The organism is Paenibacillus sp. EPM92 (assembly GCF_016586185.1).
Classification (GTDB): domain Bacteria; phylum Bacillota; class Bacilli; order Paenibacillales; family NBRC-103111; genus Paenibacillus_G; species Paenibacillus_G validus.
The window spans coordinates 1-18615 of the sequence record NZ_BCPS01000098.1; the positions used below are offsets into that span (position 1 = coordinate 1).

General features: G+C 56.1%; 19 protein-coding genes. 7 read left to right on the plus strand and 12 right to left on the minus strand.

The window, feature by feature from the left end; genetic code table 11:
* A partial coding sequence (locus tag JMF85_RS24470; protein ID WP_397376010.1) for a ThiF family adenylyltransferase occupies window positions 1-496 on the plus strand: 496 nt, incomplete at its 5' end.
* A gap of 73 nt (window positions 497-569) precedes the next feature.
* On the opposite strand, the gene JMF85_RS24475 is transcribed toward JMF85_RS24470, so the two are convergent.
* The 7 genes from JMF85_RS24475 to JMF85_RS24505 all read right to left on the minus strand — a co-directional run bounded on the left by JMF85_RS24475 (window position 570) and on the right by JMF85_RS24505 (window position 7846).
* Window positions 570-1673: a C40 family peptidase gene (locus tag JMF85_RS24475; protein ID WP_141336375.1), complete on the minus strand. Its 1104-nt coding sequence runs from the start codon at window positions 1671-1673 to the stop codon at window positions 570-572.
* A gap of 183 nt (window positions 1674-1856) precedes the next feature.
* Window positions 1857-3254, minus strand: coding sequence for a Fe-S cluster assembly protein SufB (sufB, locus tag JMF85_RS24480; RefSeq protein WP_127609070.1), 1398 nt, complete (start codon window positions 3252-3254; stop codon window positions 1857-1859).
* Window positions 3255-3303: 49 nt separating this feature from the next.
* Window positions 3304-3726: a Fe-S cluster assembly sulfur transfer protein SufU gene (gene sufU, locus JMF85_RS24485; protein WP_054797851.1), complete on the minus strand. Its 423-nt coding sequence runs from the start codon at window positions 3724-3726 to the stop codon at window positions 3304-3306.
* The gene (locus tag JMF85_RS24490) at window positions 3713-4936 is read right to left on the minus strand and encodes a cysteine desulfurase (RefSeq protein ID WP_127609069.1); all 1224 of its coding nucleotides are present in this window, start codon (window positions 4934-4936) and stop codon (window positions 3713-3715) included. The genes sufU and JMF85_RS24490 overlap by 14 nt, the downstream gene beginning before the upstream one ends.
* A complete protein-coding gene (gene sufD / locus JMF85_RS24495) occupies window positions 4933-6243 on the minus strand; it encodes a Fe-S cluster assembly protein SufD (RefSeq protein WP_155615506.1) in 1311 nt (436 codons plus the stop codon). The genes JMF85_RS24490 and sufD overlap by 4 nt, the downstream gene beginning before the upstream one ends.
* 32 nt (window positions 6244-6275) lie before the next feature.
* Complete coding sequence (gene sufC, locus JMF85_RS24500) at window positions 6276-7109, minus strand: Fe-S cluster assembly ATPase SufC (RefSeq protein ID WP_054800154.1); 834 nt, start codon at window positions 7107-7109, stop codon at window positions 6276-6278.
* A gap of 164 nt (window positions 7110-7273) precedes the next feature.
* Window positions 7274-7846 (minus strand): DUF1802 family protein, encoded by a 573-nt coding sequence (locus JMF85_RS24505; protein ID WP_054797850.1) that lies wholly within the window; start codon window positions 7844-7846, stop codon window positions 7274-7276.
* Window positions 7847-7997: 151 nt separating this feature from the next.
* On the opposite strand from JMF85_RS24505, the gene JMF85_RS24510 reads away from it, so the two are divergent.
* A complete protein-coding gene (locus JMF85_RS24510; protein ID WP_054797849.1) occupies window positions 7998-8168 on the plus strand; it encodes a hypothetical protein in 171 nt (56 codons plus the stop codon).
* A 99-nt stretch (window positions 8169-8267) separates the two neighbouring features.
* Here JMF85_RS24510 and JMF85_RS24515 read toward each other — a convergent pair whose 3' ends face one another.
* On the minus strand, window positions 8268-8429 hold the full coding sequence (locus JMF85_RS24515) for a hypothetical protein (protein ID WP_164751915.1): 162 nt from the start codon (window positions 8427-8429) through the stop codon (window positions 8268-8270).
* Window positions 8430-8656: 227 nt separating this feature from the next.
* Between JMF85_RS24515 and mtnK the strand changes: the two genes are divergently transcribed.
* The 5 genes from mtnK to nagA all read left to right on the plus strand — a co-directional run bounded on the left by mtnK (window position 8657) and on the right by nagA (window position 14341).
* Window positions 8657-9862 carry an S-methyl-5-thioribose kinase gene (gene mtnK / locus JMF85_RS24520; RefSeq protein WP_155615509.1) on the plus strand — a complete coding sequence of 402 codons (1206 nt, stop codon included), beginning with the start codon at window positions 8657-8659 and terminating at the stop codon, window positions 9860-9862.
* A gap of 239 nt (window positions 9863-10101) precedes the next feature.
* The gene (mtnA, locus tag JMF85_RS24525) at window positions 10102-11184 is read left to right on the plus strand and encodes an S-methyl-5-thioribose-1-phosphate isomerase (protein ID WP_127609066.1); all 1083 of its coding nucleotides are present in this window, start codon (window positions 10102-10104) and stop codon (window positions 11182-11184) included.
* A 379-nt stretch (window positions 11185-11563) separates the two neighbouring features.
* A complete protein-coding gene (locus tag JMF85_RS24530; RefSeq protein WP_127609065.1) occupies window positions 11564-12421 on the plus strand; it encodes a MurR/RpiR family transcriptional regulator in 858 nt (285 codons plus the stop codon).
* Between the two features lie 4 nt (window positions 12422-12425).
* Entirely contained in the window at window positions 12426-13154 is a 729-nt protein-coding gene (nagB, locus tag JMF85_RS24535) for a glucosamine-6-phosphate deaminase (RefSeq protein ID WP_127609064.1), read from the plus strand.
* Entirely contained in the window at window positions 13151-14341 is a 1191-nt protein-coding gene (gene nagA / locus JMF85_RS24540; RefSeq protein ID WP_201319063.1) for an N-acetylglucosamine-6-phosphate deacetylase, read from the plus strand. The genes nagB and nagA overlap by 4 nt, the downstream gene beginning before the upstream one ends.
* A 188-nt stretch (window positions 14342-14529) precedes the next feature.
* Here nagA and JMF85_RS24545 read toward each other — a convergent pair whose 3' ends face one another.
* The 4 genes from JMF85_RS24545 to JMF85_RS24560 all read right to left on the minus strand — a co-directional run bounded on the left by JMF85_RS24545 (window position 14530) and on the right by JMF85_RS24560 (window position 18531).
* Window positions 14530-15111: a hypothetical protein gene (locus tag JMF85_RS24545; RefSeq protein ID WP_201319064.1), complete on the minus strand. Its 582-nt coding sequence runs from the start codon at window positions 15109-15111 to the stop codon at window positions 14530-14532.
* 385 nt (window positions 15112-15496) lie between these two features.
* Window positions 15497-16279 carry a LutC/YkgG family protein gene (locus JMF85_RS24550; RefSeq protein WP_155615512.1) on the minus strand — a complete coding sequence of 261 codons (783 nt, stop codon included), beginning with the start codon at window positions 16277-16279 and terminating at the stop codon, window positions 15497-15499.
* Entirely contained in the window at window positions 16272-17804 is a 1533-nt protein-coding gene (locus tag JMF85_RS24555; RefSeq protein WP_201319065.1) for a LutB/LldF family L-lactate oxidation iron-sulfur protein, read from the minus strand. The genes JMF85_RS24550 and JMF85_RS24555 overlap by 8 nt, the downstream gene beginning before the upstream one ends.
* Window positions 17782-18531 (minus strand): (Fe-S)-binding protein, encoded by a 750-nt coding sequence (locus tag JMF85_RS24560; RefSeq protein WP_054799986.1) that lies wholly within the window; start codon window positions 18529-18531, stop codon window positions 17782-17784. Before JMF85_RS24560 ends, JMF85_RS24555 begins: the two co-directional genes overlap by 23 nt.
* Between the last annotated feature and the right edge of the window lie 84 nt (window positions 18532-18615).

The following is an 18615-nucleotide window of genomic DNA, read 5'->3' on the forward strand; positions in this document are numbered from 1 at the left end:
CACGACCGAGACATGCGATACGGCCGGCGTTATCGGCCCGCTCATCCATGCCGTCGCTTCGCATCAAGCAACAGAAGCGCTTAAGCTGCTCGTTGGCGCGGAGGCCGAGCGCAACCGGAAGATGGTTCACTGGGATGTATGGTTCAACCAATTCGCCGGCGTGGACGTCAGTAAAGCGAGGAGAGCGGATTGCCCGTGCTGCGGCGAGCGCCGCTTTGAATATTTGGAGGCGGACGTGCAGGAGGATACGATCCAATCGTTGTGCGGCCGCAACTCGGTGCAAATTCAGCCGAGCCGCCCTTTGAAGCTCGCGCTTGCGGATTGGGAACGCCGGCTTGCGCCGGTCGGCCGGGTAGAGCGTAATCCGTTTCTGCTTAAGCTCCATCTCGAAACCGGCATGACGCTCGTTCTGTTTCCGGACGGCAGGCTGATCGTGCAGGGGACGGACGATCCCGTCGCGGCCAAAAGCCTCTACAGCCGTTATATCGGGATGTAAAGCCCTTATGTTCATTTCATACAAAGGAAAGTGCCGCGTCGGCTGGGACGTCGGCACTTTTTTCAATTTGCAGCTATAGGGCCACGCGCTTTGCCTTCAAAAACGTTTTTTTCCAGTAAGCTTTGTTGATATTCGTAATTTGCACGCCGTTATTCTGACTGGGCGACGCATGAATCATCTGCTGGTCGCCCATATAGATCGACACATGCCCGATCGTTTTATTGCTTTTGAACCGGCCCGGCACATAAAAAAACATCAAGTCGCCCTTGCGCAAGTTTTTACGGCTGACGGGTTCACCTTGATTGCCTTGATCACGAGCGGTCCGCTTCAATTGGATACCGGATTTACCGAATACATATTGCGTGAACGAGGAGCAGTCGAACTTCCCGGATTTCGGGTAAGGTTCAGCGCCGAACTCGTATTTTACGCCAAGATAACGTTTCGCCTGAGCGATCAGCGTATCCATGTTGATGTTCTTCAACACGGCAACCGCTTCGGGTTCCATACGTTCCGCCGAGAGAGTGTCCCCATCTTCCACCTGACCCAGCGTCGCTTTCGCCCCCGTCCCCTTGTACGGATCATTCGGATCGTCGGCAAAATCTAGCTCAGCACCCGTATTCGCCTCGTCAGGCCCATCCATACTTTCCGGCACGGTCTCTCCCGTAGCCCGTACGATCATCGATTGGCCCTGAACCTCAAAGCGAACGTCGTCCGCCAACAGGTTGCCGAGCGCGGAAACCGGAATATGGAATTGTGAATTACGCAAAATGGGCGGTTGCGGCAGCTGGACCTTGGAATCCCCGCGCTGAGCGGTCGTACTGCCCGCCTGCAGCTCATAAGCGGCGTCGTTGTCGCCGATCATGAAGGTGTTGCTGCTTTCGTTCCACTTGTGATGGAACCCGATAGCACTCGCAAGCTCCGAGCCGATCACATAGCTCACACCGTCAACGGTCTTCAACGGAATCGTCAGTATTTCTTCCGAGCCCGTCATGTGAATCGTGCTGCCGTCTCCGACATTCATCGTCTTTCCGTTATATTGCTCGCTGATCGAGCGGTCCGCATTCTGCTGTTCCCGATTCGCCAAGCTCTGCTGCCGGGTTTGCTGCTGCTCCTTGGACAGTTGGCCGCACCCGGCCGTAACGCTTAGGAGCGCTACTATCAATACCTTCATTATCATGGAACGAGTGCCGCCATTCTTCATCCTACCTGCCCCTTGTCTGTCATGGAATCCAATCTGTTCATAGCATGAGGCAGGAGCGGCGGAGCTATGCACGGCAAGACGTTGGAAATAAAAAAGACACGCAGCGCTGCATATTCGCAGCTTGCGTGTCTTGAAGAACGAATCGGTTCGCTCCTTGCCTTAACCGATCGAGCCTTCCATTTCGAATTTAATAAGCCGGTTCATCTCGACCGCGTATTCCATCGGCAGTTCCTTCGTGAACGGTTCGATGAAGCCCATAACGATCATTTGAGTCGCTTCGGCTTCGGTTAAGCCGCGGCTCATCAAGTAGAACAATTGATCCTCGGACACTTTGGATACCGTCGCTTCGTGCTCGAGCGTAATGTTGTCGTTCATAATTTCGTTGTACGGAATGGTGTCGGACGTCGATTGATTATCCATGATCAGCGTATCGCATTTGATATTCGCCTTGGACCCTTGCGAGTTGCGGCCGAACGATGCCAAACCGCGGTAGGTTACTTTACCGCCGTGTTTACTGATCGACTTGGAAACGATTGTGGACGTCGTATCCGGCGCCAGATGCGTCATTTTCGCGCCTGCATCCTGGTGCTGGCCTTTACCGGCAACAGCGATGGAAAGCACCATGCCTTTAGCTCCGCGGCCTTTAAGAACGACAGCCGGGTATTTCATCGTCAGCTTGGAGCCGATGTTGCCGTCGACCCATTCCATCGTCGCATTTTCTTCCGCAACGGCGCGCTTCGTCACGAGGTTGTAGATGTTCGGCGCCCAGTTTTGGATCGTTGTGTAACGAACGCGGGAATCTTTCAGGCAGATGATCTCCACCACGGCGCTGTGCAGCGAGTTCGTGCTGTATACCGGAGCCGTACAGCCTTCTACATAGTGCACGAAGCTGCCTTCATCGGCAATGATGAGCGTCCGCTCGAATTGGCCCATGTTCTCGGAGTTGATGCGGAAATACGCTTGAAGCGGAATTTCCACCTTCACGCCCTTCGGTACATAGATGAAGCTGCCCCCGGACCAAACGGCGCTGTTCAGCGCTGCGAATTTATTGTCGCTCGGCGGGATGATGGTGCCGAAGAACTTTCTGAAAATTTCCGGATGCTCTCTCAAAGCCGTGTCGGTATCCATAAACAGTACGCCTTGATCTTCCAGGTCTTTCTGCATGCTGTGATAAACGACCTCGGATTCGTATTGGGCGGATACGCCGGCAAGGAATTTTTGCTCCGCTTCCGGGATACCAAGCTTGTCGAACGTTTCCTTGATCTCGGTCGGCACTTCTTCCCATGTTTTCCCTTGCTTCTCGGAAGGTTTTACATAGTATTGAATGTCGTTGAAATCGAGGTCTTCCATATTGCCGCCCCATTTCGGCATCGGCATTTTCAGGAACTGATCGAGCGATTTCAGACGAAATTCGAGCATCCATTCCGGCTCGTTCTTCATGCGGGAAATCTCGGTGACGATTTCGCGCGTCAGCCCTTTACCGCTCTGGAAGACCGCTTTGTGCTCGTCGCGAAACCCATATTTGTACTCTTCCATTTCAGGCATTTTTTTTGCCATGGCTTTCGAGCCTCCTTTAATGATCTTAGTTTGCGATATACGCTTCCGATCAATGCTTCGCTTGTTCAATTCCTTTGCGCAGCGCGTTCCACGCGAGCGTGGCGCACTTGATCCGTGCGGGGAATTTGTTAACGCCTGACAAAGCCTCAAGATCCTCGTACTCGAATTCGACAGGCTCGCCCTTCATCATACCGGAAAAATTGTCAGCCATCTGCAGCGCTTCTTCCAGTGTCTTGCCCTTCACGGCATCCGTCATCATCGAGGCGGAAGACAAGCTGATCGAGCAGCCGTCGCCTAGAAATTTTGCGGCTTTGACCTTACCTTCTTCGATTTGCATTTGCAGCTGAATTTTGTCGCCGCACGTCGGGTTGTTCAGATCGATGCTGACCGACTCGCCTTCGAAGCTGCCGCGGTTACGCGGGTTTTTATAATGATCCATGATGACGCGGCGGTATAAATCATCCAATTGCATGACCGAAGTACTCCTTTGTTTTGATGAGGGAAGCGATCAAACGGTCAATATCCGCTTCGTTGTTGTATAAGTAAAAGCTGGCGCGAGCCGTTGCCGTCACGTTCAACCAGCGCATCAGAGGCTGGCAGCAGTGGTGGCCGGCGCGAACGGCAATGCCGTCGGCGTCAAGCACCGTAGCCACATCGTGCGGATGCACGTCGTCGAGATTGAACGTAATGAGACCGACACGGTTCGTTTGCGGACCGTAGACGGTCAATCCGTCTACTTCCAGCATACGCTCCATTGCATAAGCGGTCAAATGTTTCTCGTGCCGTTCAATTTCATCGAGACCGATGCTTTCGAGGAAATCGATCGCGGCCGCGAGTCCGACGGCGCCGGCAATAATCGGCGTACCGCCTTCGAACTTCCACGGCAGCTCCTTCCACGTCGAGTCGAACAACCCGACATGATCGATCATTTCGCCGCCGAATTCGACCGGCTCCATCTCCTGGAGCAGTTCCTTCTTGCCGTACAAGGCTCCGAAGCCTGTCGGTCCGCACATCTTATGCGAGGAGAAGGCGTAGAAATCGCAATCCAGATCCTGCACGTCGACCTTCTTGTGCGGCGTACTTTGGGCACCGTCGACGAGAATTTTGGCGCCATGACGGTGGGCGATCGCGGCAACTTCCTTCACCGGATTCACTACACCGAGCACGTTGGAGACGTACGTAATCGAGACGAACTTCGTTTTCTCGGTAATCGTCTTCTCCACATCCGCCAAATGAATGGTGCCGTCCTGCTGCAGCGGCATATATTTCAGCGAGGCGCCGGTCGCTTTCGCGACCTGCTGCCACGGGATGAGATTGCTGTGATGCTCCATCGGGGTAATGACAATTTCGTCTCCCGGTCCGCATACCGCTTTCGCATAGCTCGATGCCGCCAGATTGATCGCCGTCGTTGTACCCCGCGTGAAGATGATTTCTTCCGCAGAACGGGCGTTCAAGAAACGCCGGACCTTCTCGCGAGCGCCCTCATAGGCGTCCGTTGCTCTTGAACCGAGGGTGTGTACGCCGCGATGCACGTTGGCGTTGTCCCACTCGTAATATTTTTTCACGGCTTCGATGACGGATACCGGCTTCTGCGACGTCGCCGCAGAATCCAGATACACGAGCGGATGGCCGTTAATTTCTTGGTTCAAGATGGGAAACTGACTCCGGATCTCCGTGTTCATTGTCCCAACTTCCTTTCGACGAGTTGTTGCAGCTGCGAGCGGATTTGCTCCAGCGGAATTTCGGTAACGACCGGATCCAAAAATCCGTAGATGATAAGGCGCTGCGCTTCTTCGCGTGAAATACCGCGGGACATCAGGTAGTACACTTGCTCCGGATTTACTTGTCCGACGGATGCCGCATGGCCTGCCGTTACATCATCTTCGTCGATCAGCAGGATCGGATTCGCGTCGCCGCGGGATTTAGGGCTGAGCATCAGCACTTTCTCCGTTTGCTCGCCGTTCGCTTTGGTCGCGCCGTGTTCGATCTTCGTGATGCCGTTGATGATCGCCGTCGCTTCGTCGCGCATGACCGCACGGGTAATCATGTTACTGTCGGAGCTTTTGCCGAAATGAACGGCGCGTGTCGTCACGTTCAGCTTCTGATCGTTCGTGCCGACACAGATTACTTTGGCGTCCGAGTTCGAGCCGTTTCCTTTCAGAATCGACGTCGTATCGGACATTGCATTGCCGTAATGCATCTCCCCGACGATCCATTCGATTTGCGCATCGTTCTCCAGCAGCGCGCGGCGGTAAGTCAGATCCGTGACGGACTCGTTCAAGTTATGAACCGAAGCAAAGGTTACTTTCGCGCCCGGCTTCGCGACAATTTCCACAACGCCGTTCTGCACAAGACCGTTCAGGCTGCCTTCGGATACGAAGTTGTCCACGTAAGTAACGGAAGCATGCTGCTCGGCAACGATCAGCACGTGCGGCGAGAAGCTCGCTTCGCCGTCGTCGGTCAGGAACAAAGCCTGCACCGGAACGTCGACTGCAACGTTCTTCGGCACGTACAGGAATACGCCGCCGCTCCAAAGCGCCGCATGCAACGCCGTCAAACGGTTCTCCTCCTTGCCGACTACGCTCATAAAATGCGATTTCACCAGATCGCCGTGCGTCTCCAGCGCTTCCTCCAGACTGGAGAAAATAACGCCCTGCTGCTTAAGCGTGTCCGACAGACGGCTGTAAACGACGCCGGAATTGCGCTGTATAATCAGGTTGTCCTGCGTGCCTTCGCCGCCGACGGACAGCAGAGACTTGGCGGATTCCGGAAGCGCCTCAAGCGTTGCCAACGCATCCGGCTTTTTATAAGTGCCGAAGGAAGTCAAATTCCAACGGTCGATTCTTGTTTTTTCCAATACGGGCCAATCGAGCGTTCCTGCGAGTTCAAGCGCCTGTTCACGCAAAGACGTCATCCATTCGGGTTCTTTCCGTGCTTTGGACTGCTCCACCAAGCTTACGCGGTCGATCGGAAGAGTTTGTGTGCTCATCAGTTAATTTCCTCCTGTCCCTCCCGGGTCGCTTATTGGTATTTCGGAGCCGTCGTATTCATCGGGATTTTGAACTCTTCTTCAGTACCCCCGACGGTTTCGTCGACGATGCCGAGCTCTTCCTTCACCCAGTCATAGCCTTCGTTCTCAAGACGTTCTGCGAGCTCAGGACCCCCGGATTTCACGATGCGGCCTTGCATCATCACGTGGACAAAGTCCGGTTTAATGTAGTTCAAGAGACGTTGGTAGTGCGTGATGATCAAGAAGCCGCGATCTTCGGAACGCATAGCGTTTACACCGTTTGCTACGATGCGCAGGGCGTCGATGTCAAGGCCGGAGTCGATCTCGTCAAGAATGACGATTCTCGGGTCGAGCATCAGCATTTGCAAAATTTCATTGCGCTTTTTCTCCCCGCCGGAGAAGCCTTCGTTCAGGTAGCGGTGCATGAACTCAGGGTTCATTTCCAGTTCCTTCATCTTGCCTTCCATCAGACGGATAAATTTAATCAGCGAAATTTCGCTGCCTTCCTCACGGCGTGCGTTGATCGCGCTGCGCAGGAAGTCGGCGTTCGTGACACCGGTAATTTCGCTCGGATACTGCATCGCCAGGAACAAGCCCGCGCGCGCTCTTTCGTCGGTCGCCATTTCCAGCACGTCTTCGCCGTCAAGCACGACCGAGCCTGCGGTCACCTCGTATTTCGGATGACCCATCAGCGTGGATGCCAGCGTACTTTTACCCGTACCGTTCGGACCCATAATGGCGTGAACTTCGCCGCCTTTAATTTCAAGGCTGAGGCCCTTCAAAATTTCTTTGCCTTCAATTGCCGCTTTCAAGCCCTCTATTTGAAAATGAGGAGAATTTGCCATGTGTAGTTGCCTCCGTGCTTCCCTGTATTTTTTGGAATTGTTTTCTCTTTAGAATCATTCTAAACTGATTCTCAATGATTCTCAATCATAATATACTATTAAATCTTACCATTTGGAATCAATAAATACCTAGACGCGCGATTTTTGGCGTAAATTCTTTGTTTTTAGCCGTTTAACGCCGTTTTCACTTCGTCGACCCGTTTGGCGAACGCCTCATCGCTTAATACGGGCGTACGCGCCGCCGCATGCAGCCGCTCGGCAGGCAGCCCGATCCACGACTTGCATCCGTTATATTCGGGTAAAATCGGCACCCGAACCGGCTCGTCCAACGTATGTACCCGCAGCAGCATGACATGCAGCGGCTTCGTCCGCTTCCACTTCAGCCGTTCTTCCGCGAACCTGTCTGTCCAGATATGAAACGATCTCAGCTTGTCCAGCTGTTCTTGCGAGTCGATAAGGATGTCCTCGGCCAGCTCGGCATAACAACGGACCGTCAGCTCGGACTGTTCCCGGTTCCAGGCCGAAGCTAACGCTTCGACGCGCGGCGCGTACGGCGGCTTCACCAGCTCCTGCCGCTGGTGCTCGTAGGTCGGATAAAGATAGAAACTGTCGCTCTCTACTTCGAAGTCCCTCGTCTCTTCACGAATGCCTCCCTTGCGCATGATCAGGATTTGCTTTCCTTGTTCCAACGCTTCTACGGCTACAGCCCATTCCTTCAATCCGATGACTTCGCTCAAGGTCGCTTCCCCCCCTCACCTGTCAGTTAACCATTCTGATATTATAGTTTTTTAACCAAAACAATGCAATTCCGAACCGGCATAAAATCGATCTCATTAATTGATGCTAATAGGGCTACATCATTACGAGATGCAAGGAGGGTGAAGGACCATGCGCGAAGGTCTTATTCCAGCAGTATTAGGCACGGCTGTCACGGCGTCCGGCGCCGCTCTTCGCAACAAGTATCCGATGGCTGCCGCTGCAGTCTTCGGCTTCGGTCTCGCTCACGTTGTGCTTGGCGCGATCGATTTGGTGGAGCATCGCAACAGATCGTCCTTCTAGGACGATGCGCGGCCCGAACGCCGCCAAGCGGAAAAGGGAAGGCGTTCGCCCTCCCTTTCCTGCCTGTTTATTACGGGTTTGATTCCATACATACATCCGCTACTTATTCGTTATACGCTCCAGCTGCTGCAGGTTCGCTTTCATAGGATTGGCGCCGGAATCCATCGACGGATCGTCGCGCAGAGCCGCGGCAAACCCCAGGGCCGTCAGGACCGCGAGCGAAGCTAACGCAAGCAGCGCTCTTTGCAGCATCTTAATCACATCCATCGACCTCCGGAATAAGAGCCAGAAATGAACTTTTGTAAGTATCAGTTTGATAAACAAGCGTTACGGGAGGATTACCGCGGTGTGAATTTTTTGTTAAAACGCCGGACCTGCTTGGCCTCGCCCCGTTTTCCGCTATTCCAACCGACATCAAATTGCTTTATACTGATACAATGACTGATACAATGAAAAGTTTTTCTAGTGTAAAAGGAGGAATTCATCTCATGCCCGGTTATCATGCACTTTCCGAAGCCCAAGCCATTGAATACGCCCGCTCCATACCTGACTTGTTCTCCAAGAACAGCGAGTTGGTCTGCCGGGAAATCGGCGACGGCAACTTAAATTTAGTGTTTCATATTTCTGAACCTGCTTCCGGTAAAAGCATTATTCTCAAGCAGGCGCTGCCTTATGCAAAGGTCGTAGGCGAATCTTGGCCGCTGACCCTCGACCGCGCCCGGATCGAGAGCGAAGCGCTTATCATTCAGGGCAAGCTGTGCCCGGACCTGGTTCCGCACGTATATGCGTATGAGCCGGATTTGGCGCTGACCGTCATGCAGGATTTGAGCGACCACGTCATTATGCGCAAAGGCTTGATGGACGGCAATCGGTATCCGCTTTTCGCCGGACATATCGCGACTTTCCTGGCGCAGACGCTATTTTACACGTCCGATCTCGGGATGAACCAGCAGCAGAAGAAAGAACAGGTGAAGCGGTTCATCAACCCGGAGCTTTGCAAAATTACGGAAGATTTGATTTTCGACGATCCGTATACCGATTCGCCGAATAATAACGTGCCCCCGGCGATCCGCGACGCGGTCGAAGCCGTTTGGAAGGATCAGGCCTTACACTTGGAGGTTGCTATATTGCGCGGGAAATTTTTAACCCATGCGCAATCGCTGCTGCACGGCGATTTACATACCGGCAGCATCTTCATTAAAGCGGACTCGACGAAAGTGATCGACCCGGAATTCGCCTATTACGGACCTATGGGCTTCGATATCGGCGCCGTTCTCGCCAACCTGCTGCTCAACTTCGCCTCTCAGGAAGGCTGGAGCGCAGACGCCGACTCCCGTAAATCGTACCGCGCTTACTTGACGCAAACCATTCGCGACATCTGGACCAAGTTCGAAGCGGAATTCCGTTCGCTTTGGAACGAGCATGGCGTCGACCGCGTGTCGAAGACGGCCGGCTATCAGGATTGGTACATGAAGGAAGTGCTCCGCGATACGTTCGGGTTTACCGGCAGCAAGATGGTGCGCCGCGTGCACGGTCTGGCCCAGGTGGCCGACATCAATAAGCTGGAGGACGAAGCTGCGAAAGAACGCGCCCAGCGCATCGCACTGGCGATCGGAACTTCGCTGATCAAGTTTAACCGGCAGGCGGATTCGATCGAGCAGTTGATCGAAATCGCGGATAAGGCCGTCCATTAATAAAAGCGGAGTTATAAGGGCCTGCCGGGCCATGAGCCCAAGCGGTTCGGTACGTCACAAAGCGCAAGATCCGTTTGCGGATGCTTGGGCATAAGTAAAAAGCAGCGACGGATCGCCCAAGTGTTGCGGGGATAGGTGCAGCACTTGGGCGCCCGTCTAAGCGGGAAGTTTGCATACCCGTTTGCATACCAAAGTACGCGCGTAAGGTGAGCGATCACCCGGTAAGGAGAGAATGGACGATGACGACACAACAAACACCTGCGGCCGATTGGCTGCAATCGGTTCGCTGGAACTCGCTGGAGGACCGGCTCGATCTGCTCGATCAAAGGCTGCTGCCCGATGAGATCGTATATTTGGAGCTGACGACGGCGAAGCAAGTATGGGATGCGATTAAGCAGCTCGCCGTACGGGGCGCGCCTGCCATCGGCATCGCGGCCGCATTCGGGGTATACCTGGGCGTCCGGTCGTTCGACGGCAGCCGCGAAGCGTTACTGGCGGAAGTCGGCCGCCAATGCGATTATTTGGCGACGAGCCGTCCGACGGCAGTCAATTTGTTCTGGGCGCTGGACCGGATGCGGGCGCGGGCGGAAGCGCTGTTAGGCGCATCCGGCGAGGGCGTGGAGACGGAGGCGGCCAAGCGCGCGCTTCTGGACGAGGCCGCTGCGATCCAGGCCGAGGATGAGGAAACGTGCCGCCTGATCGGCGAGCACGCGCTTGAGTTGTTCGAGGACGGTATGGGCGTCCTCACGCACTGCAACGCAGGAGGCCTCGCCACGGCGCGGTACGGCACGGCGCTGGCGCCGATGTACCTTGCCAAGGAGAAAGGCATCGCGCTGAAGGTGTTCGCCGACGAAACGCGTCCGGTACTGCAGGGCGCACGTTTAACGGCGTTCGAGCTGCAGCAGGCCGGCGTCGACGTGACGCTGATCTGCGACAACATGGCCGGCGCCGTGATGGCTAAAGGCTGGGTGCAGGCCGTTATCGTAGGCACAGACCGCGTCGCCGCGAACGGCGATGTGGCCAACAAGATCGGCACATACAGCGTTGCGGTGCTCGCCAAAGCGCACGGTATCCCGTTCTATGTCGCCTGCCCGATGTCGACCATTGATCTGAACACGCCGAGCGGCGCAGACATTCCGATCGAGGAACGGCACGAAGACGAAATTACGCAAGGCTTCGGCAAACGAACCGCTCCGGTCGGCGTCAAAGTGTACAACCCCGCGTTCGACGTGACGCCGAACGAGTACGTGACCGCGATTATTACGGAAAAAGGCGTCGTTCGCGCACCGTATGGCGAGAACCTGAAAAAGCTGTTTACCTGACTGAAAGTGTCGAGCTTACGGACCTGGCAGACCTAGTAAAGCCTGGGCTCGCGACCGGCGGGCCTCTCGCTCCCTGCGAAAACAGCGGAACTCTAGCAGCCGATTCTTGTGATTAGCCATCCGCTATTGTATCCTTTGTAACCATGCATAAGGTCGCTGCTTTCCTCGCGGAATGGCAGCGGCCTTTTTAATTATCTCTCCTCCAAAGGCGGCCCCGCCTTCATAGGAGAGGATGCCGCGGAAATCGGTAAAGTCAATGGAAGAAGCTGTTGTAAAGCGATCCTGTTTGGGATATGATAAGTATGAATATGAAAAATATTTTCTTAAATATATGACGTTTTAAGTAAAATTTTTTAATATATGAATACAGGGTGATCCTATGTCCGGCATTTTACAAGCGATACGCGAAAGTCAGGGGCAGATGAACCGCAAGGAGCAGGAGCTTGCGCAATACGTGCTGGAGCACCCGCATGAGGCGGTCCAATCCAGCATAACCGAGCTTGCCGACCGTTCGGGAACGAGCACGGCAACGGTTTCGCGCTTTTGCCGCAATCTGATGTTCAAAGGGCTCAGCGACTTTCGCATGAAGCTGGGCGCAGAGCTCGCGGTAACGCCCACCCATTCGACGTACCAAGATATCGTGGCGGGCAATTCGCTGCACAGCATCGTTCAGGCGATCGAGATGAACCATATCCGCTCCATCTCGGATACGACGCGCCAGCTCGATCTTCAGGCGGTGCAGCAAGCGGTCGGCGCGCTCCGGGCGGCGAAACGAATCGATCTGTACGGTGTGGCCACCTCCGGCATCGTCGCGCTCGATTTTCAGCAGAAGCTTGTCCGCATAGGGATCATGGCGCACTACTGGCCGGACTCCCACATGCAAATAACGTCCGCCTCCAGCTTGGAGGAAGGCGACGTAGCGGTCGCCATCTCGTATTCCGGCGATACCGTGGAGACGTACGATGCGCTGTTATGCGCCAAAGAACGCGGCGCCGTCACCCTCTCGCTGACGAAGTTCGGCTCCAACCGGATTTCGCAAGCCGCCGATATCCGGCTATTCGCCTCCTCCTTAGAGGAGGGCATGCGCCGCGGCGATATGGCGTCGCGCATCGCGCAGCTGCATGTGGTCGATATTTTATTCACGGCGCTCGTCAGCGAAGACTTCGACGACTATGTGCCCCAGCTTGAACAATCGTTCCAGCAAGTGAAAAAATACCGGAAAGAAAAAGGGAGATGAGCTTATGAATATCATAAAGTTCGAAACCCAGGAAGCGTTAAACGAAGCCGGCTCCGGTATCATCGTCAGCCTGCTGCAAACGAATCCGCGCGCCAAGCTGGGACTTGCGACAGGCGGTACACCCGTGGGCATCTATAAGAAGCTTGTGAGTGCCTGCAAGCAAGGCACCGTCAGCTTCGGCAAGGCGTCTTCGTTCAACCTCGACGAATATGTCGGTCTCGACCGGAACCATGCGGCAAGCTACTACGCATTCATGCAGGAGCAGCTGCTCGCGCACGTGGATATCGCCCCCGAACGGTGCCATATCCCGAACGGAATGGCCGCCGACCTCGAGGCCGAATGCCTCCGGTACGAAACGCTTCTGGAGCAGGTCGGACAGATCGACCTGCAATTGCTCGGGCTCGGGCACAACGGGCACATCGGCTTCAACGAGCCGGACGGCGCACTTATTCGCGGCACGCATGTGGTCGAGCTGCGCGAGCAGACGCGTGCGGCCAACGCCCGCTTCTTCGACACCCCGGAGCAAGTGCCGACGAAGGCAATTACGATGGGGGTTGGCACCATTTTGAAAGCGAAAATGATTCTGCTCGTTGTTCACGGCAAAGATAAGGCGGAAATCGTCAAACAAGCCCTGCAAGGTCCGATTACGACGGAATGTCCGGCTTCGCTGCTGCAAACTCATCCGAATGTGGCCGTTCTGTTGGATGCGGAAGCGGGGAGCTTATTATCATGAAAAGCGCAAATTGGAGTACGCTTATCGTTAACGCCCAGGTCGTCAAGGAGAACGAGACGATCCGCGACGGATACGTGGCGATTAACGGCGAAGGACGGATCGCCGCCGCCGGGCCGATGGACGGCTTGGATGAACGGCAGGCGAACACAGCCCTGCAGCGCGTCGATGCGGCAGGCAGCTGGCTGCTGCCCGGCTTTATCGACGTTCATGTGCATGGTGGGTACGGGTACGATTTCATGGAGGCGACGAAAGAAGCGATCGACGGCATTACGAAGTTTCATAACAGCCAAGGCACAACGACGCTTCTCGCCACGACCGTTACCCAATCGCGCGAAGCGATCGAAGCCGTGCTGCGAGCCGCAGACGCCTACAGGAAGGCCGGTTCCCCTTATGCACGATTGGGCGGCGTTCATCTGGAAGGACCGTTCATCAGCCCCAAATGGCCCGGCGCGCAAAACCCGAGCTTCATCGTCGATCCGCAAGCCGACTGGCTCGATGCCTGGACGGAGGAATTCCCGGGTCTGATCCGGATGATGACGCTGGCCCCGGAGCGCGAGAACGCGCTTCCGCTTATTCGGCGCTTGACGGATCAAGGCATCGTGGCCTCCGCAGGACACACCGATGCAACCTATGATCAAATGGTGGAAGCGACGCGTTACGGTCTGCGCCACGCCGTTCATACGTTTAACGCCATGACCGGACTCCACCATCGCAATCCCGGCGTTGTCGGCGCCGTACTGACCGAAGAGGTCATCAACGCCGAAGTGATCGCAGACGGGCATCATGTCCACCCGGCCGCCATTAAACTGTTGACGCTGGCGAAACGGAAGGACAACCTGCTGCTCATTACGGATGCGATGTCGGCCGCTGGTCTCGGCAGCGGCGAATACGACCTCGGCGGCCTTCCGGTCATCGTGGAAGACGGCGTCGCCCGGTTGAAAGCAGGCAACACCCTGGCCGGCAGCACGCTGACCATGATCCAGGCGCTGCGCTTCATGGTCGAGCAGGTCGGCCTGAGCGTCGAGGAAGCGAGCAGGCTGGCCAGCCACAATCCGGCAAAAGCGATCGGCTGTCTGGAGCAAACCGGGACGATCTCCGAAGGCAAGCTGGCCGATTTGCTGCTGGTATCGCCGCAGCTGCAAATCGGGCGCGTCTGGGTCGAAGGCCATGCGACAACGAGCGAATAATTAGTGCGGCCGGCTTTGGGGCCATGCTGCGGTTACAGCCATAAAACGTGCGGATTTTTGATTTTTCCCGGACGTTTTTTTGGGGCTGTTCATGAAAGCAATGCGCACCGCTTGATGCGGCAACAAAAAAACCGGCCGTCTCGCTGCAAGCGAAACGCCGGATCGCACTCGGTCATCACAGGACCCCCTTAATTTTCACGAAACTGCTGGGTGATGATATAGTATCTCAGCTTATTCAAGTCGGACGGCGAAATCGCGTGAATCTCCGCGCCGTAACGAATCGTACGCTCTTGAATATGTGCGTATCGAACGATGATTTTCGGGTGAATCGCCTCGTCGTCGCAGATGATCATGGTGTCGTACACATGGTTCATTTTAACCGAAAAATCGTTGACCTCGAAACCGAATCCCAAGCGGCTTAGCGAGCAGTAACGAACCGCCGTCGTTTTGAAATCGTCGTTGAGCGTGCCGTAGGTGTTCAGTTTATAGCTGGAGAAGGATACATCTTCATCCCGGTACATATCGTAGTTGGTATCGCGCTGGGCTTGGATCTTGAACACTTCCGAATCGGCCGGAACCAGGACCAGCTTGCTCCGGGATACCTGCAGCACACGCATCTGCACGCGCTCTTGAAAATTGAAACAGATCACCGAATCTCCGCCGCTAATCGTCGAAGGCTCCTCGAAGGAGACTTCCATCAAATCCGATCCTGCGTAAGAAACGCATCCGTTGTAAACTTTACCTTTGTGGAGAAGCTGCATAACTTTCATTCCTGTCACCCTCCTTGCTTGATACTTATACTATAACCGGGATTCTTTCAGAAAGTTTCAGTCAAATATTAGGAGTTTATTAGATTAGGAGAAATTGAAGAAAAGTGTCTGTCGAATGCCGTCGAATAATCTTCAATCCTCCTGTCTCCTCTCCTTTATTTGTCTTCACTACGGCTCCGTCTCCTAAGTGTGCAACAAAAAAAGACCGTTATCTACGGTCTATGGAAGCTATGACAGGTGTGAGAGTGCGATAGGTCCCGGGCCTTTGGCCTTGCATGACGATCGGCCTATACGAGCGGATGAAAGAGGCGCAGCCCGAACCGCGTATGCACGCACGTACGCCGAAACGCGTTCGCCTGCACGCAGCATCTGACGGAAACCGGGGTTATTTGATGATGACCGCATAGACGTTGCCGGGCCCGTGAATGCCAATCGTCAGATCGTTCTCGATATCGGCGCTGCGGCTCGGACCGGTAATCAGGTTGATCGAGGAGGCGTACTGTTCCGGCGTCTCGGTTCCTCTGCTCAGGTGCGCGAACGCTTCGCCCATCCGCGTGACGAGCTGGTCGGCGCGGAACACCGCGAACAGAGTGCTCGTCAGCAGGCTGACCGAACGGCCGCGGTGCGGCGAGCATTGCAGCACAAGCGTAGCCGTGCCCGCGACGGCGTAATCCGGCCAGACGACGCCGAGCTCGCAGCGCTCCGTACGGCGAAGCAGCGCGCTTCGCCGCGCCCAGCCCGGGCCAACGGCGCTCGCCGCTGCAGCCGGGTCCGGCGCCAGCGGCGAGCCCTCCCCGATCGGCCGCCACGGCACGACCGGGATGCCGTCCGCCGCCAGCGTTTCGTCGAGCCCGAGCGCCTTCAGCCCTTCGTGCTCCCAGCGGGATACGCCGGTGACGCCGAGCTCGGCCGCGATCTCGCGCAGCCATTCGCCGATCTTCGCGCGGGCCTCCGCTTCCTCGACGACGAGCACTTTGCCCGTCAACGCGGTCCAATTGCGGCTGAACGCTTCAATCTTTTCCTCCGTCGTCCAAGCGATCTCTTTATAAAAATCCGGCACGCCGCGATTCGGATGCGCCGGCGGCTGCGTCGGGACGGCTTGCCGCCCGAGTCCCGATGAGAGCTTCGCCATGAACGCTTCCCGGCCTCGTATCGTTCCTTTAGTCATGCTGCCGCCCTCCTTGCGGTGGCTGCTCTTGATTGGCAAGCGCATCCGCCTCATTCGCTGCGCTCGCGGCCTTCGCCGGCTGCCGCTTCAGCTCCCGCTGCAGCTCGCTCCAGCGATCCCGGAACGGGCGTTCCGCCAGCATCGGGAAGTGGCGCGACTGCGTCCATCCCGCCGCCGGTCCCGGCGCCTTCTTGAGGTAGCCCCGCTTCGCGAAAGGCTTCAGCGCGTAATACGCCGACCGGGCCGCCAGCTTATACAGCTTCACATGGCCGAACGCCGTTTGGAACGTCTTGAACGCAATCCGCTCGGCCAGAGGCGTGAAGCCCTGCTTCACTTTGCGGGCACGCAGCTGGACGAGCATGTCGTGCAGCGGTATTTTCACCGGACAAGCCTCGTAACAGGCGCCGCACAAGCTGGACGCATACGCCAACTGCCCTGCCTCCTTCATATCCTGCTGCAGCAGCGGCGTCAGCACGGCGCCGATCGGGCCGCTGTATACGCTGCCGTAGGTATGGCCGCCCACATGGCGGTAGACCGGGCAGGCATTCAAGCAGGCGGCGCAGCGGATGCAGTGCAGCACTTCTTGAAATACCGGATCGCCAAGCTGTGCGGAGCGTCCGTTGTCGAGAATGATCAGATGCAGCTCCTCCGGTCCGTCGAGCTCCCCTTCGCGGCGCGGCCCCGTAATCATCGACGTGTAGGTCGTCAGCTTCTGACCGGTGGCGCTGCGCGCCAGCAGGTTCAGCATGACCTCCAAATCGTCGTACGTCGGCACGAGCCGTTCCATCCCCATGATCACGACGTGGCATGGGGGCACCGTTGAGACCATACGCCCGTTGCCTTCGTTCGAAACAAGCGTAATCGCCCCGGATTCCGCCACGCCGAAATTACAGCCGGTCAACCCGATGTCCGCTTCAAGGAAATAGTTGCGCAAGCGTCCGCGTGCGTACCCCGCCAGCACTTTCGTATCGGGCGCGAACGTCTCGCCCGCTTCATTCGAGAACAAGTCCGCGATTTGCTGCTTGTTCTTATGTATAGCCGGTATGATCAGATGCGACGGCGTTTCTTGGGCCAGCTGAAGGATGTATTCGCCGAGGTCGGTTTCGATCGCTTCAATGCCCTGCTCCTCCAGCCGATGGTTCAGGCGGATTTCCTCGGACACCATCGACTTGCCCTTCGCCACCAGCTTGGCGTCCCGCTTCTTGGCGATCTCGAGGAAGGTTTGCACCGCTTCCTCGCCGGTTGAGCAGAAATAGACGTTGCCGCCGGCCTTAGCCACGTTATCGGAGAATTGCGTCAAGTAATAGTCCAGGTTCTCGACGACATGCTTGCGGATCTCTCTGCCGCGTTCGCGCCATGCCTCCCAGCTGCCGAACTCGTCCGTCGCCTGCAGCTTCCCGGTCTTCAACTTGTCCGTCGTGAACGAGACGGCTTTGCGCAGAAACTCGTTGGCAAGCGCTTCTTCGGTTCTCCGCTTCAGCCCCGTGCCGATCAATTGTTTGTCAGTTTCGGCTTTTAGACTCACTGCGCTTCACTCCTTCTTCGAGCACCTGGGCCAAATGCATGACGCGCACCGGCTTGTTCTCTTTATTCAACCGGCCGTCGATATTCATCAGACAACCCATATCCGAGCCGATCAGCACATTCGCGCCCGTCGAGCATACATGGCCGGCCTTCTCGCACACCATCGCTTCCGAGATATCGGCCATCTTCACGGAGAACGTACCGCCGAAGCCGCAGCAGTCTTCCTTCTTCGGCAGGTCGATCAGCTCAAGTCCCTTCACGTTGCGCAGCAGCTCGCCCGGCTCCTCGCGAACGCCAAGCAAGCGGGTCGCATGACAGGACGGATGGTAGGTCGCTTTCACCGGCAGTTCCGCGCCTAAATCCTTCACGCCCAGCACATTCACGAGAAATTGCGAAAATTCGTACGTTTTCCCGATGAGCGCTTCCGCCTTCGCCTGCCAAACCGGCTCCTTCTCGAACAATTGCGGATAATAATGGTGAACCATGCCGGTGCAGGAGCCCGAAGGGGAGACCACATAGTCGCTGTGCTCGAAGGCGCGAATGAATTGGCGGGCGACCTCTCGGGCTTCGTCCTGATAGCCGCTGTTATAGGCGGGCTGTCCGCAGCATGTCTGCGCTTCCGGAAAATCTACCTCACAGCCGTAACGGTGCAACAGACGAACGACGCTCTCGCCCACCTCGGGGTAGAGCTGATCCGCCAAACACGTAATAAATAGCGAAACGCGCATCGCATAGTCCCATCCTTTTCGAGTGAACTCGCCGTACACTTATCAGGTTATCAGATAAGTTGGTTTTTGAGAAGGCCGCGCTCC

Bases quoted from the DNA above. Each gene is read 5' to 3' on its own strand.
- sufC (WP_054800154.1), bottom strand. From the start codon at position 7,109: ATGGCAAATTCTCCTCATTTTCAAATAGAGGGCTTGAAAGCGGCAATT.
- JMF85_RS24530 (WP_127609065.1), top strand. From the start codon at position 11,564: ATGTCCGGCATTTTACAAGCGATACGCGAAAGTCAGGGGCAGATGAAC.
- mtnA (WP_127609066.1), top strand. From the start codon at position 10,102: ATGACGACACAACAAACACCTGCGGCCGATTGGCTGCAATCGGTTCGC.
- nagB (WP_127609064.1), top strand. From the start codon at position 12,426: ATGAATATCATAAAGTTCGAAACCCAGGAAGCGTTAAACGAAGCCGGC.
- sufD (WP_155615506.1), bottom strand. From the start codon at position 6,243: ATGAGCACACAAACTCTTCCGATCGACCGCGTAAGCTTGGTGGAGCAG.
- JMF85_RS24550 (WP_155615512.1), bottom strand. From the start codon at position 16,279: ATGACTAAAGGAACGATACGAGGCCGGGAAGCGTTCATGGCGAAGCTC.
- mtnK (WP_155615509.1), top strand. From the start codon at position 8,657: ATGCCCGGTTATCATGCACTTTCCGAAGCCCAAGCCATTGAATACGCC.
- nagA (WP_201319063.1), top strand. From the start codon at position 13,151: ATGAAAAGCGCAAATTGGAGTACGCTTATCGTTAACGCCCAGGTCGTC.
- JMF85_RS24510 (WP_054797849.1), top strand. From the start codon at position 7,998: ATGCGCGAAGGTCTTATTCCAGCAGTATTAGGCACGGCTGTCACGGCG.
- JMF85_RS24545 (WP_201319064.1), bottom strand. From the start codon at position 15,111: ATGAAAGTTATGCAGCTTCTCCACAAAGGTAAAGTTTACAACGGATGC.
- JMF85_RS24475 (WP_141336375.1), bottom strand. From the start codon at position 1,673: ATGATAATGAAGGTATTGATAGTAGCGCTCCTAAGCGTTACGGCCGGG.
- sufB (WP_127609070.1), bottom strand. From the start codon at position 3,254: ATGGCAAAAAAAATGCCTGAAATGGAAGAGTACAAATATGGGTTTCGC.
- JMF85_RS24560 (WP_054799986.1), bottom strand. From the start codon at position 18,531: ATGCGCGTTTCGCTATTTATTACGTGTTTGGCGGATCAGCTCTACCCC.
- sufU (WP_054797851.1), bottom strand. From the start codon at position 3,726: ATGCAATTGGATGATTTATACCGCCGCGTCATCATGGATCATTATAAA.
- JMF85_RS24490 (WP_127609069.1), bottom strand. From the start codon at position 4,936: ATGAACACGGAGATCCGGAGTCAGTTTCCCATCTTGAACCAAGAAATT.